This window comes from Jatrophihabitans fulvus (assembly GCF_054781375.1).
Map to the genome: position 1 here is coordinate 298,546 of NZ_BAAGUN010000003.1, position 13,822 is coordinate 312,367.

11 protein-coding genes are annotated in these 13,822 nt (G+C 72.6%); 6 read left to right on the top strand and 5 right to left on the bottom strand.

The genetic code is table 11. The features are described from left to right. Positions 1-301: 301 nt before the first annotated feature. The 3 genes from ACYVP9_RS13355 (at position 302) to ACYVP9_RS13365 (ending at position 5,344) form a co-directional block, all read left to right on the top strand. A complete protein-coding gene (locus tag ACYVP9_RS13355) occupies positions 302-490 on the top strand; it encodes a hypothetical protein (RefSeq protein WP_460605363.1) in 189 nt (62 codons plus the stop codon). Between the two features lie 165 nt (positions 491-655). Further along, positions 656-4,267, top strand: coding sequence for a coiled-coil domain-containing protein (smc, locus tag ACYVP9_RS13360; protein ID WP_460605364.1), 3,612 nt, complete (start codon positions 656-658; stop codon positions 4,265-4,267). An 84-nt stretch (positions 4,268-4,351) separates the two neighbouring features. Next, positions 4,352-5,344, top strand: coding sequence for a L,D-transpeptidase (locus ACYVP9_RS13365; RefSeq protein ID WP_460605365.1), 993 nt, complete (start codon positions 4,352-4,354; stop codon positions 5,342-5,344). 52 nt (positions 5,345-5,396) lie between these two features. On the opposite strand, the gene ACYVP9_RS13370 is transcribed toward ACYVP9_RS13365, so the two are convergent. Beyond that, positions 5,397-6,005 carry a hypothetical protein gene (locus tag ACYVP9_RS13370; protein ID WP_460605366.1) on the bottom strand — a complete coding sequence of 203 codons (609 nt, stop codon included), beginning with the start codon at positions 6,003-6,005 and terminating at the stop codon, positions 5,397-5,399. A gap of 69 nt (positions 6,006-6,074) precedes the next feature. Here ACYVP9_RS13370 and ftsY point away from each other — a divergent pair, with 69 nt between their 5' ends. Genes ftsY through ACYVP9_RS13385 form a run of 3 tightly spaced genes read left to right on the top strand, consistent with a single transcriptional unit; the run spans position 6,075 to position 9,493 of the window. Continuing rightward, on the top strand, positions 6,075-7,244 hold the full coding sequence (ftsY, locus tag ACYVP9_RS13375) for a signal recognition particle-docking protein FtsY (protein ID WP_460605367.1): 1,170 nt from the start codon (positions 6,075-6,077) through the stop codon (positions 7,242-7,244). An 8-nt stretch (positions 7,245-7,252) separates the two neighbouring features. Next, positions 7,253-8,284 (top strand): L-threonine 3-dehydrogenase, encoded by a 1,032-nt coding sequence (gene tdh / locus ACYVP9_RS13380; RefSeq protein WP_460605368.1) that lies wholly within the window; start codon positions 7,253-7,255, stop codon positions 8,282-8,284. An 18-nt stretch (positions 8,285-8,302) separates the two neighbouring features. Then, positions 8,303-9,493 (top strand): glycine C-acetyltransferase, encoded by a 1,191-nt coding sequence (locus ACYVP9_RS13385; RefSeq protein ID WP_460605533.1) that lies wholly within the window; start codon positions 8,303-8,305, stop codon positions 9,491-9,493. Here ACYVP9_RS13385 and ACYVP9_RS13390 read toward each other — a convergent pair. From ACYVP9_RS13390 to pepN, 4 genes are all read right to left on the bottom strand, one after another. After that, entirely contained in the window at positions 9,478-9,888 is a 411-nt protein-coding gene (locus tag ACYVP9_RS13390) for a VOC family protein (protein ID WP_460605534.1), read from the bottom strand. The two genes, ACYVP9_RS13385 and ACYVP9_RS13390, sit on opposite strands and share 16 nt — an antisense overlap. Before the next feature lie 38 nt (positions 9,889-9,926). Beyond that, positions 9,927-10,313 carry a helix-turn-helix transcriptional regulator gene (locus tag ACYVP9_RS13395; RefSeq protein ID WP_460605535.1) on the bottom strand — a complete coding sequence of 129 codons (387 nt, stop codon included), beginning with the start codon at positions 10,311-10,313 and terminating at the stop codon, positions 9,927-9,929. Between the two features lie 132 nt (positions 10,314-10,445). After that, positions 10,446-11,207: a MerR family transcriptional regulator gene (locus ACYVP9_RS13400; protein WP_460605369.1), complete on the bottom strand. Its 762-nt coding sequence runs from the start codon at positions 11,205-11,207 to the stop codon at positions 10,446-10,448. A gap of 136 nt (positions 11,208-11,343) precedes the next feature. Next, positions 11,344-13,791 (bottom strand): M1 family aminopeptidase, encoded by a 2,448-nt coding sequence (pepN, locus tag ACYVP9_RS13405; protein ID WP_460605370.1) that lies wholly within the window; start codon positions 13,789-13,791, stop codon positions 11,344-11,346. Positions 13,792-13,822 lie beyond the last annotated feature (31 nt).

The window sequence follows — 13,822 nt, forward strand, 5'->3', positions numbered from 1 at the left end:
ACCCTGGCACGCGACCGGCCGCCGCCGACGACGGCGTCCCGAGACAGGTCGTGCCTCACGCCGCCCACATTCAGCCGGCGCAGGTTGACCCCTCACCCCCGCGCGGGGGATGATGAGTTGACAACACGGGTATGCGCCCTGCGCTGTGCGCCGATGGGTGGTCCGTTCCGACGGACCGGGCCGGCGTGGTCGCCGCACCCCCGTAGCGTCCTCACAACTGGCACGTCAGCCCCGTCGCGCCGTCGGAGACCCCGGCACGGCGACGAGGCCGGCACTACGGGATTCGCGAAAGGTCGCCGTCATGGCACGCGCCCTCATGGGACACCTCGGTACGTCGAACGACCAGCTCCTCGCCCTCGAGGTCAACCGCCTGCGCCGCCGCGTGGCCGAGCTCGAGGCCGAGCTCCAGGCCGCCCGCGAGCACCAGACCGAGACGCTCGACATCGAGCTGCACCGCCTCTCCGAGACGTCCGAGCCCGCCCTCGCCTGAACCTCATGTAGAGCTTCGGTCTGTTGCTCGGACCGAAGTTCCGTGCTGCTCCGCGGACGTCGTCCGGCCTGCTGAACGGCCCGCGCGCCAGGGGGTAGGTTCGTCGCCGTCCCACCGCCCGCCGGGCGGCCGCCGAACCGTCAGGTCAGGAGTGCTGGTCCCACCGTGCACCTCAAGTCGTTGACGCTGCGGGGCTTCAAGAGCTTCGCGTCCGCGACGACGCTGCGCTTCGAACCCGGCATCACCGCGGTGGTCGGGCCCAACGGCTCGGGCAAGTCCAACGTCGTCGACGCCATCGCCTGGGTCCTGGGCGAGCAGGGCGCCAAGGCGCTGCGCGGCGGCAAGATGGAGGACGTGATCTTCGCCGGCACCGCCGGCCGCCCGCCGCTGGGCCGGGCCGAGGTCACCCTCACCATCGACAACAACGACGGCGCGCTGCCGATCGACTTCACCGAGGTCTCGATCACCCGCCGCATGTTCCGCGAGGGCAGCAGCGAGTACGAGATCAACGGCGAGAGCGCCCGGCTGCTCGACATCCAGGAGCTGCTGTCCGACTCCGGTATCGGCCGCGAGATGCACGTGATCGTCGGGCAGGGCCAGCTCGACGCCGTGCTGCAGGCCCGACCCGAGGAGCGGCGCGGGTTCATCGAGGAGGCCGCGGGCGTTCTCAAGCACCGCAAGCGCAAAGAGAAGGCGCTGCGCAAGCTCGACGCCATGCAGGCCAACCTGACCCGCATCACCGACCTCACCACCGAGCTGCGCCGCCAGCTCAAGCCGCTGGGCCGGCAGGCCGAGATCGCCCGCCGGGCGCAGGGCGTGCAGGCCGAGCTGCGCGACAGCCGGCTGCGGCTGCTCGCCGACGACCTGCTGACCCTGCGCACCGAGCTCGAGCGCGAGGTCGCCGACGAGGAGGCGATCCGCGAGCGCCGCACCGGCGTGGAGACGGCGCTGGCCGAGGCCCGCGGCCGCGAGAGCGAGCTCGACGCGGCGCTGGCCGCCGACGCCCCGCTGCTCGCCCGCACCCAGGACGTCTGGCACCGCCTGAGCACGCTCGAGGAGCGGTTGCGGGGCACGGCGTCGCTGGCGACCGAGCGGCAGCGTCACCTGGGCACGCAGCCGGACGAGGAGCGCGCCGGCCGCGACCCCGCCGACATGGAGGCCGAGGCCGCGCAGGTGCGCGAGCAGGAGGCCGAGCTCGGCGACCAGCTCGAACGCGCCCGCGGCGAGCTCGCCGACGCCGTCGAGGGCCGCCAGGACCTCGAGCGCCGGCTGGCCGAGGCCGAGCGGGCGATCGTGGCCGCCGTCCGCGCCGTCGCCGACCGCCGCGAGGGACTGGCTCGGCTGACCGGGCAGGTCAACGCGCTGCGCATGCGGGTCTCGTCCGCCGGCGACGAGGCCGACCGGCTCGCCGCCGCGGCCGCCGACGCGCGCGACCGGGCCGCCGCTGCCGAGGTCGAACTCGAGACCGTGCAGAGCGAGGTCGGCCAGCTCGACGCCGGCGAGCTCGGCCTCGACGACCGCCACGAGAACGCCGTCGCCGCGTTCGAGGCCGTCGAGGCGCGCGTCCGCGAACTGTCCGACGCCGAGCGCGAGGCCGAACGCGAGCGCTCCACCTGGACCGCCCGCGCCGACGCGCTCGTCGTGGGCCTCACCCGCAAGGACGGCACCGACTCGGTGCTGGCCGCCGGCGACAGGCTGCCCGGGGTGCGGGGTTCGCTCGCCGACGCGATCACCGTCCGCCCGGGGTACGAGGCGGCGATCGCGGCCGCGCTCGGACCGGCCGCCGACGCGGTGGCCGTCGACTCCGTCGACACCGCGCGCTCCGCGCTCGAGTTCCTGCGCGAGCAGGACGCCGGCCGGGCCGGCTTCATCCGTGCGGACGTGTCGGGCACCGCCACCCGCGCGGACGTCGACCTGCCCGACGGCGCGGTGTGGGCCGACGATCTCGTCGAGGCCGGTCCCGGGCTCGACGCCGCCCTGGCCGCGCTGCTCTGCCGGACCGTCGTCGCCGACAACCTGGCCGGCAACCTGGCCGACGACCTCGCCGCCGCCCGCGGGCTGCTCGGCGGCGCCGCCGACAAGATCGTCACCCGCGACGGCGACGTGTACACCGCTGCCTTCGTGTACGGCGGCTCGTCCAGCGCGCCGTCCGCCATCGAGATCAGCGCGTCAATCGACGAGGCGCGGCAGAAGGCCGACGACGCCGCCGCGCGGCACGAACGTTTCCGCACCGAGCTGGCCGAGGCGCGCGAGCAGGCGCAGCAGCGTCGCGCCGACGTCGAGGCCGCGCTCGAGGCGCTGCACGAGTCCGACGCCGCGCTGTCGGCCGTCGCCGAGCGGCTCGCCCAGCTGGGCCAGGTCGCACGCTCCGCGAGCGCCGAGGCGCAGCGTCTCGACGCTGCCCGCGCGAAGGTCGACGAGGGCCGCGAGCGTGACGTCGCCGGGCTCGCCGAGCTGGAGGAACGCCTCGAGCTGGCGCAGTCGGACGGCGGGGGCGACGCCGAGCCGTCCGAACCCGACACCACCGAGCGCGACGGGCTCAAGGAGCAGGTCGCGTCCGCCCGGCAGACCGAGATGGACGCCCGGCTCGCCGTGCGCACCGGTGAGGAGCGGGTGCGTGCCGTGCAGGGTCGCGCCGACCAGCTGCTGCGGGCCGCCGAGGTCGAGCGGGCGCGCCGTCGCAAGCGGCAGCAGGCCCGTGAGGCACGTGCCCGCGGTGCCCTCGTGGCCGCCGCCGTCCGCGACGCCGCGCAGGCCGCCCTCGACCGCATCGCGACGTCGGTGTCCGCGGCCGCCGCCGAGCGCGACGCCGCGCAGCAGGCCCGCACCGGGCGCGAGGCGGAGCTGTCCCAGGTGCGCGTGCGGGCGCGTGAGCTGGCCGAGGAGCTCGGCCGCCTCACCGACGCCGTCCACCGCGACGAGGTGATGCGCGCCGAGCAGCGGTTGCGCATCGAGCAGCTCGAGGCCCGCGCCGTCGAGGAGTACGGCGTCGAGGTCGACGCGCTGCTCGCCGAGTACGGCCCCGACCAGCCGTGCCCGCCGAGCGCCGCCGAGATGGCCGAGTACGAGCAGGCCCGCGAGCGCGGCCAGGAGGTCACCGCCCCGCAGCCGGGTCCGTACGACCGCGCGACCCAGGAGAAGCGGGCCCACCGCGCCGAGCGCGACCTCGCGCTGCTGGGCAAGGTGAACCCGCTCGCACTCGAGGAGTTCGCCGCTCTCGAGGAGCGTCACCAGTTCCTGTCGACCCAGCTCGAGGACCTCAAGGCAACCCGTCGCGACCTGCTGACCGTCGTGAAGGAGGTCGACGACCGCATCCTCGAGGTGTTCACGAGCGCGTACCACGACGTGGCCCGCGAGTTCCAGGTCGTGTTCGCGACGCTGTTCCCCGGTGGCGAGGGCCGCCTCGTGCTCACCGAGCCCGACGACATGCTGCTGACCGGCATCGAGGTCGAGGCGCGGCCGCCGGGCAAGAAGGTCAAGCGGTTGTCGCTGCTGTCCGGTGGCGAGCGCTCGCTGGTCGCGGTCGCGCTGCTCGTCTCGATCTTCCGCGCGCGCCCCAGCCCCTTCTACGTCATGGACGAGATCGAGGCCGCCCTCGACGACGTCAACCTCGGTCGGTTGCTCGAGCTCATCACGCAGCTGCGCGAGTCGAGCCAGATCATCCAGATCACGCACCAGAAGCGGACGATGGAAGTCGCCGACGCGCTCTACGGCGTCACCATGCGCGGCGACGGCGTGACCCAGGTCATCTCGCAGCGGTTGCGCGAGGCGTCCTGACGGCACAGCCGCCCCGGGTTGCGAAGCTGTGACAAAGTCACGGGGAATTGGCCTGTTCTGGGGCCCTCACCTACCGTGGGGGCCGTGTCGAAGCCCTCTCCTGTCCGCAAGAGCTGGATCGTCGCCGCGCTGCTGGCCGTGCTCGCCCTCGTGGTGAGCGCCTGCTCGTCCGACAGCAGTGGTCCCGGCGACACCAATGCGCCGACGTCCGCCGACGGCCAGAGCACCGGCTCGTCGGCGCCGAGCAGCGCCTCCGAGTCGCCGACTCCGACGAAGACGGAGAAGCCCAAGACCGCGGTGAAGGTCACCACGCTGAACAGCGACGGCGTCGAGTACGGCGTCGGCATGCCCGTGATCGTCTACTTCTCCAAGAAGATCACCGATGGCAAGCAGTGGCAGGCCGACACCAAGGTCACCGCGAACGGCAAGCCGCTCAAGACGGCCTGGTACTTCCAGTACTCCAGCGCCGGACGGGGCCCGATCGAGGCGCAGCTGCGTCCGCGTGACTACTGGCCCGCCCACTCGCGCATCAAGGTGACCTTCCCGCCGAAGAACACCTCGCTGGGCCGCAACTACGTGTCCGACGGCAAGCTGACCTCGCTCGACTTCCGCATCGGACCGCGCAACATCGTCACCGTCGACGACAGCACCAACAAGGTGACCGTCGTCAGCGACGGCAAGCAGTGGGGCACCTTCCCGACCTCGCTCGGCGCGCCGAACACCCGCACGCAGCGCGGCATCAAGGTGATCATGGAGAAGGGTCGCAGCATCTGCATGCGTGGCCCGGGCTACTACGAGTGCGGCGTCAAGTACACGCAGCGCCTCACCTACGGCGGCGAGTACCTGCACCAGGCCGAGTGGAACATCCGCAACATCAACGCGGGCGTCAACTCGTCCAACGGCTGCACCAACCTGCTGCCGGCCGACGCAGCCAAGCTGTACGGCTTCCTGCGCGTCGGCGACGTGGTCACCTACCCGAACGCCGACGGCCCCGAGATGCAGATGGGCCAGGGCTACGGTCTCTGGAACGTCAGCTGGGGCGAGTACCAGACCGGCGGTCTGGTCCCCACCGAGTAGGTCACACGCACGTCGCGAAGGCCGGGCCCACGGGCCCGGCCTTTCGTCGTCCTCAGCGGGGCGTGCGTGCCGCCCGGACCGCGGCCAGCGCGGCGGGGCCGTCCGCCACGGAGAGCTGGATCAGCTCGCCGTCGTTCAGCGTGAGCACGAGCGCGGGTCCCGGGCGCACGACGAGCCGGGTCGTCTTCTCGCCGGTGTCGTCGCCCGCGACGAACCCCAACGACGACGCGACGGTGTCCCTGGCCGACATCTGCCGCAGCTCGACGGCGCGGATCTCACTCGGGTGCACGACCCGGGACTCCTTCGAGCCCCGTCCCTGGGTGATCGCGATTCCGTGCCGGTCGACGAGCACCGAGACCGGCGCCAGCCACACGCCGGCGGCGGTCGCGAGAACGAACGCGAGGATCGCCGCCCACCACACTCCCAACGCCAGCAGGATCACCGCGAGCACCGCTCCGCTGACGACGCCGAGCGCGATCTGACCCGGGCTCACCACCGTGCCGCGGTACTCGGCGTCGGGTGTCGGGGCCGGGACGTGCGGCTCGCCGGGAGGGGCGGACGGCGCGGCCGGTGGCGCGGGGGGCAGGTGGGTCGGCGGTCCGGACGGCTGCTCGGCGCCGGATCGTCCGTCGGGTCGCGGCGTCGGTCTGGGTGCGGTCAACTGGTCACTCCCTCGTCCCGTGGGCCGGTGCCGGCCGGTCGTTGTCGGGTCCGATGACAGGATGGACCCGTGGTCTACGTCTTCATAGCCATCGCCGTCGTCGTCGTGGCGCTGCTGGTCACCGTGGCGCTCGTCGTGCCGCGCCGCCGCCGCGGCGCGATCGACGAGGCACCGCCGCCCGCGCCGTCCGCCACCGTCACCCGGCCCAGCCGGGCCCGGCCGACGACGCCACCCGACACGGTGCCGCCCGAGCTGCTCGAGACGGACACCGGAGTCGAGGACGTCGCCGCGGCGCCGGCGCTCGAGACGCCCGAGCCGACGGCCGGGCGGCTGCAGCGGCTGCGCGCCCGGCTCGCCCGGTCGCAGAACGCGCTCGGCCGCGGCCTGCTGTCGGTGCTGTCGCGCGAGAACCTCGACGACGACGCGTGGGAGGAGGTCGAGGAGGCACTGCTGACCGCCGACGTCGGCGTCGGCGCCACCACCGAGATCGTCGAGCGGCTGCGCACCCGCACCAAGGTGCTCAACACCCGCTCCGCCGGCGAGCTGCGCGCGCTGCTCGCCGAGGAGCTCGTCACCGCGCTGCAGCCCGACCTCGACCGCACGCTGCACTCGACGCCGACCGGCGACCGTCCGGCCGTCGTCATGGTCGTGGGCGTCAACGGCACCGGCAAGACGACGACGTGCGGCAAGCTCGCCCGCGTGCTCGTCGCCGACGGGCGGACGGTGCTGCTCGGCGCCGCCGACACGTTCCGTGCCGCCGCTGCCGACCAGCTCGAGACCTGGGGTTCGCGGGTCGGCGCCACGACCGTCCGCGGGCCGGAGCAGGGCGACCCGGCCAGCGTCGCGTTCGACGCGGTCAAGCGGGGCACGGACGAGAAGGTCGACACCGTGCTCATCGACACCGCCGGCCGGCTGCACACCAAGGTCGGGCTCATGGACGAGCTCGGCAAGGTCAAGCGGGTCGTCGAGAAGCAGGGGCCGGTCGACGAGACCCTGCTCGTGCTCGACGCCACCACGGGCCAGAACGGGCTGGTGCAGGCGCGGGTGTTCACCGAGGTCGTCGACGTCACCGGCATCGTGCTGACCAAGCTCGACGGCACCGCCAAGGGCGGCATCGTCATCAGCGTGCAGCGCGAGCTCGGCGTGCCGGTGAAGCTGGTGGGTCTGGGCGAGGGGGCCGACGACCTCGCACCCTTCGAACCCGAGACGTTCGTCGACGCCCTGCTCGGGGAGGCCTGAGCACCGCGATGAAGGCACTGTTCAAGCCGGCAGCGTCGCCGGGCTTCGAACTCACCGAACGGCCGGAACCGGGCACGGGACCGTCCGACGTCAAGGTGCGGGTGCTGCGCACCGGCATCTGCGGCACCGACCTGCACATCGAGCAGTGGGACGCATGGGCCGCCGGCGCGGTGAACGCGCCGCTGGTGCCCGGGCACGAGTTCTGCGGCGAGGTCGTCGAGGTCGGCGCCGCCGTCCGCGACGTGCGGGTCGGCGACCTCGTCAGCGGCGAGGGCCACGTGGTGTGCGGCACCTGCCGCAACTGCCGGGCCGGCCGACGCCACCTGTGCATCCGCACGTCGTCGATCGGCGTGAACCGCGACGGTGCCTTCGCCGAGTACGTCGTGCTGCCCGAGGTCAACGTGTGGGTGCACCGCACCCCTGTCGACCCGGACCTCGGCGCGATCTTCGACCCGTTCGGCAACGCGGTGCACACCGCGCTGTCGTTCCCGCTGGTCGGCGAGGACGTGCTCATCACCGGAGCGGGTCCGATCGGGCTGATGGCCGCCGCGGTCGCCCGGCACGTGGGGGCGCGGTTCGTCGTCGTCACCGACGTGTCGCCGTACCGCCTCGAGCTGGCCCGCTCGATGGGCGTCGACCTCGCTCTGGACGTGTCGTCCGGGACGATCGCCGACGCGCAGGCACGGCTCGGCATGGTCGAGGGCTTCGACGTCGCCCTCGAGATGAGCGGGCACCCGTCCGCCCTGCCCGAGGTGATCGACAATCTCAACCACGGCGGCCGCGTCGCGATGCTGGGTCTGCCCAGCACGCCGATCGAGGTCGACTGGGCCCGCGTGGTGACCCACATGCTGACCATCAAGGGCATCTACGGCCGCGAGATGTTCGAGACCTGGTACGCGATGAGCGCGATGCTGCGCTCGGGGCTCGACGTCGGCGGCGTCATCACCCATCGCTTCGCCGCGAGCGACTGGGCCGAGGGTTTCGCGACGGCACGCGGCGCGCAGTGCGGCAAGGTCGTGCTCGACTGGACATCGTTGTGAGAGGGCGGTCCTGACGTGGTGTACGGAGCAGTTCGCGCACAGTTGCGCGAAACCCTGGACGAGATCCGCGAGGCCGGGCTCTACAAGCACGAGCGCGAGCTGGCGTCGCCGCAGGCGGCACACGTGCGCTCCGGCGGTGCCGACGTGCTCAACTTCTGCGCCAACAACTACCTCGGCCTGGCCGACCACCCGTCGGTGGTCGCCGCCGCCCGCTCGGCGCTGGACGAGTGGGGTTTCGGCATGGCGTCCGTCCGCTTCATCTGCGGCACGCAGACCCAGCACACCGAACTCGAGGGACGGCTGTCGCAGCTGCTCGGCACCGAGGCGACGATCCTGTTCTCGTCCTGCTTCGACGCCAACGGCGGCGTGTTCGAGGTGCTGCTCGACGACCGCGACGCCGTGATCAGCGACGAGCTGAACCACGCGTCGATCATCGACGGCATCCGGCTGTGCAAGGCGCAGCGGCTGCGCTACCGCAACCGCGACATGGCCGACCTCGAGGCGCAGCTGCAGGCGGCGTCCGGGGCGCGCCGGCGGCTCGTCGTCACCGACGGCGTGTTCTCGATGGACGGTTACCTCGCGCCGCTGCCCGAGATCTGCGACCTCGCCGAGAAGTACGACGCGATGGTGATGGTCGACGACTCGCACGCCGTCGGCTTCGTCGGCCCGAACGGCGGCGGGACGCCCGACCTGTTCGGTGTGCAGGACCGCGTCGACGTGAACACCGGCACGCTCGGCAAGGCGCTGGGCGGGGCGTCCGGTGGGTACGTCAGCGGCCGCGCCGAGATCGTCGAGCTGCTGCGGCAGCGTGCCCGTCCGTACCTGTTCTCCAACGCCCTGGCGCCGTCGGTGGTGGCGGGGTCGATCGCCGCGCTCGATCTGGTGACCGGTGGTTCGGGGGAGCGGGAGCGGTTGCGCGCGAACGCGGCGCTGTTCCGTTCACTGATGACCGAGGCCGGCTTCGACCTGCTGCCCGGCGAGCATCCCATCGTCCCGGTGATGTTCGGCGACGCGGTGCTGGCCGCGAAGATCGCCGACGCGATGCTGGCGCACGGGGTGTACGTGATCGCCTTCAGTTACCCCGTGGTCCCCAAGGGAAAGGCGCGCATCCGGGTGCAGCTGTCGGCGGCGCACTCGGAGGACGACGTGCGGACGGCGGTGCGCGCGTTCACCGCCGCCCGCGACGAGGTCGGTCAGCCCGCCAACTGAACGATGCGGAAGTGGTTGCCGAACGGGTCGCGCGCGCCGCAGTCGATGCCGTAGGGCTGCTGCGTCGGCTCCTGCGTGAACTCGACACCCTTGGCCTTGAGCGTCTCGTAGGTCTTCTGGCAATCGTCGGTCGTGAGGCCGAACGTGAACCCCGTGGCGCCCTTGGTGACCAGGTCACGGGTCTGCTCGGCGCTGGTGGGGTCCATGGACGGCGGTCCGACGAGCTCGAGCAGGATCTCGCGGCCGGGGTCGTTCGGCACCCGCACGGTCAGGAACCGCATCGGTCCGAAGTCGACGTCCGTGCCGACCTCGAGGCCGAGGACGTCGACGTAGAACTGCTTGGCCTGTTCCTGGTCGAGGACGAAGACGTGCGACATGTTGATCGAGTTCCACATGATGATCTGCTCCCTGGTCGGTGGTGACACGCGGAACGCTATGGGCCCGCCGGGGGAGTTCGCTTCTCCGAAACTGCTCGATCACCGCTGGGCCGCGTCCAGGACAGCGCGAAGCACGACGGCACCGACGGCGGCCGCTGCGGACGGGCACCGCGGTACGCGCTCGGCGACGCGCCGACGACGTCGCGGAACGTGCGGCTGAACGTGCCCAGGCTGGTGAACCCGACGGCCACGCAGATCTCGGTGATCGGGGTGTCGGTCGTCCGCAGCAGGAACATCGCCCGCTCCACGCGCCGGCGCTGCAGGTAACGGTGCGGGGTCTCGCCGAACGTCTGCTTGAAGGTGCGGATGAAGTGCGCGGGGGAGACGTGCGCGACCGCGGCCAGGGCGGCCACGTCGAGGGGCTGGGCGTAGGACCGGTCCATCGCGTCCCGCGCCCGCAGCAGCGCCCGGTTGCTCTGCTCGCGGGGCGTCGTCACGCCGCCGATCGTGTCACCTCCCCTGCGGTGTGGTCGCGATCCGGGGCTCCGGATCGACCACACCGCAGGGGAAGGCGGTCAGGCGTCCGGGGTGTGGGCCAGGATCGCGTCGTGCACGTACCTGGCGAGGCCCGGGGCGCGGTCGTCGTAGTGGGCGGTGAAGCGGGTGTCCGTCACGTAGAGCTCCGCCAGGCAGCGGTGCATGTGGTCGGACACGTCGTAGAACCGCTCGATCCCGGCGCGGTGACGGGCCACCAGGTCGCGAGTGGCCGGGCCGGCCGCGGGCTCACCCTCCGCGAAGGCGGCCGCGAAGCCGGCCTCGACCGCGTCGGTCTCGGCCTTGATCTCGACCCAGTCCTGCTTGGTGTACGCGGCGGTGCGGGTCTGCGACTGCGCCCACTGCGGGGTGTCACCCCAGCGCTGCTGCGCCTCGTCCGCGTACTCGCCGCCGAACCGGTCCGTCCCGAAGATCTCGAACTGCTCCTCCGGAGTGAGCGAGATGCCCATGTTCCGTGCCTCCATCTGTCTCTCGAGGGCCGCCAGCAGGCGGGCGTCGCGGTCGCGGCGCTCGCGCAGCAGGCGGTGCTGGTGGCGCAGGCGGTCGTCGACGCTGCCGTCCGGATCGGCGAGCATCGACGCGATCTCGTCCAGCGGGAACTCGAGTTCCCGGTAGAAGAGGATGTCCCGCAGCCGCTGCAGATCGGTTGCGGTGTACCTGCGGTGTCCGGCGGACGTCCGGTGGGACGGGCTCAGCAGCCCGATCTCGTCGTAGTGGTGCAGGGTGCGCACGCTCACGTTCGCGAGCTCTGCGACCCGTCCCACCGGGTAGTCGTCGTCCACGTCGATCACCCTGCACCCTCACGCAACGTGAGGTGCAAGCGTCCGCCCGATCGACTGGCATCTTGCCGAATCGACTGGCGGGAACGGGTGCTGACTGGACGAGTTCAACTCACCAGTCAGGACCGATACGTGCCAGTCAACGAGAGGGGAGGAAGCGGGGGCGGACGGCGAGGGCGCGGCGCAGGTCGTCGCCGGCGTCGACGACGGACCGCTGCGCGCCCGGGGGCAGGACACGCGAGTCCAGCAGCGCGCCGGTGAGCTCGAGCGTCCGCGGGGTCACCGCGCACCACGGATAGGCGAACAGGGCCAGGCGGTCGGCGACCCAACCCGAGCGCAGCTCGACCGCGGCGGGCAGCTCGGCGAAGTACCGCTCGACGTAGGGGTCGGTGACCGTCTCCTGGCCAGGACGCCAGAACCCCTGGGCGAGGGCGTACAGCTCGTAGTTGCCGCAGTCGGGATCGGTCATCAGCGTCGTCCACGCCTCGGCCTTGGCGTCCGCGTCGGGACGGGCGGCGCGGCACCAGGCCGCGTGCGCCAGCCCCTGGGACGTGCGGTCGGCCCGGGACGCCGCGTCGAGCTCGGCTGCCGACAGTGAACCGAGCGCGGCGAGCGCGCGCAGCAGCTCCCACCGCAGCTCGTCGTCCAGCTCGAGCCCGGACGGCAGGTCGCCGGCCAGCCACGCCCGCAGCACCGTCTCGTCGTCGCACGCCGCGATCGCCAGGCGCACCAGCGCGAGGCGGCGGCCCGGGTCGAGCGGGTCGGTGCTGCGCCGGTCGGCGTCGAAGCGCACCTGCGCCTCCCCGAAGACCATCCGGCGGGCGAAAGCGCGGTCGCGACCGGACAGGACCGCGCCGGCGAGCGTCTCCAGGGCCCACCGACCGACCGCGGAGATCGTCGCGTCGGACTCGAACGGCAGCGCCCGGCCGGCGATCTGCGCGGCCAGGACCGGGTCGAGCTCGGCGTCGGCGACGGCCAGCTGCAGCGCGTTCCAGACCGCAACCCGGGTCAGGGGGTCGTGCAGCCGGTGCAGCAGCCCGAGCAGGCGCTCCCACGCGGCAGTGGGAAGGCCGATCTTCGCCCAGGTCGCGTCGCCGACGTCGGGCAGGACGAGACCGCCGGAGCCGGCGCGCAGGTCGAGCGGCACCCGGTCGCCGTCGACGGTGAGCCGGTGCCGTGCCTGCTCGCGGCCGGACCCGTCGAACGCCGCGACGTCGATCGTGTGCGGACGGGACCCGTCGCGCACCAGCTGCCCGTCCTCGACGCGCAGCGTGTCGAGGCCGGTGGTGCGCAGCCAGGCGTCCGCCCAGGCCGTGACGTCCGTGCCGGTCGCGTTCCAGGCGGACACGAGGTCGGCGAAGTCGGCGTTGCCGAAGGCGTGGTCGGCGACGTGCGCGCGGAGCCCGGCGAGGAACGCGTCGTCGCCGAGGTGCACGGCCAGCTGCCGCAGCGCCGACGCGCCCTTGGCGTAGGAGATGCCGTCGAAGGCGGCGAGCGCGGACTGTGCGTCGGGTGCGCCGTTGCCGGCGACGGGGTGCGTGGACGGCCGCTGGTCGGCCCGGTGACCCCATGACTTGCGTTCGATGCCGAACGCGGCCCAGGCATGGTCACCCACGACGCGGTTGCCGAGGTACTCGGCGAACGACTCGTTCAGCCACAGGTCGTCCCACCACCGCATGGTCACGAGGTCGCCGAACCAGAGGTGGGCCATCTCGTGCGCCATGGTGACCTTGCGCGACTGCCGCTGCGCGTCGGTCACCTGCGAGCGGAACACGAACTGGTCGCGGTAGGTGATGCAGCCGGGGTTCTCCATCGCGCCGGCGTTGAACTCGGGGACGAACGCGTGCGTCAGCGTCGGCCACCCGTAGCGGACGCCGAACAGCCGGTGCAGCTCGTCGAAGCAGTGGGCGGTGTGCGCGAACAGCTCGTCGGCGTCGCGGTCGAGGTGCTCGGCCAGCGACCGGCGCGCCAGCAGCGTGAGCGGGATGCCGTCGTGCTCGCCGTGCACCGCGTGGAACGGTCCCGCGACGAGCGTCGTGAAGTACGTGGCCAGTGGCGGCCCGTGCTCGATGCGCCAGTGCCCGTCCGCCACGGCCGTCGCCGGTCCGTTGCCGGCGACGACCCAGTCGGACGGGCAGCGGACGTCGAGCCCGACCGGCGCCTTGAGATCGGGCTGGTCGAAACAGGCGAACCAGCGCGGTGCGGCGTCGAGGAAGCTCATCGCGTAGAGGTAGGTGCGCCCGTCGGCCGGGTCGACGTGGCGGTGCAGCCCCTCACCGTCGCGCGAGTACTCCATCACCGCGTCGACGACCAGCTCGTGCTCCCCGCCGGGCAACGGATCGAGGGTGAGCCGTCCCGCTGCGGCGTCGAACGAGCCGGAGACGTCGCGGCCGTCGAGCGTCGCCGAGCGCAGCTGCTCGGGCCGGACGTCCAGATGCACCGGCAGCCCGTCGCGCGACGCGAACCGGGCGGTCGTCCGGCTGGTGAAGGTGGTCGTATCCGCGGTGAGGTCGAGGCGCACGTCGTAGCCGTGGACGGTCAGTCGAGCGGCACGGGCCACGGCGTCGTGATGGGTGAGGCTGGTCACCGCACGACCGTACGGGCCGCACCGGACACCA

Coding starts and splice junctions, on each gene's coding strand:
- ACYVP9_RS13390 (WP_460605534.1), bottom strand. CDS start 9,888: ATGTGGAACTCGATCAACATGTCGCACGTCTTCGTCCTCGACCAGGAA.
- ACYVP9_RS13395 (WP_460605535.1), bottom strand. CDS start 10,313: ATGGACCGGTCCTACGCCCAGCCCCTCGACGTGGCCGCCCTGGCCGCG.
- ACYVP9_RS13355 (WP_460605363.1), top strand. CDS start 302: ATGGCACGCGCCCTCATGGGACACCTCGGTACGTCGAACGACCAGCTC.
- tdh (WP_460605368.1), top strand. CDS start 7,253: ATGAAGGCACTGTTCAAGCCGGCAGCGTCGCCGGGCTTCGAACTCACC.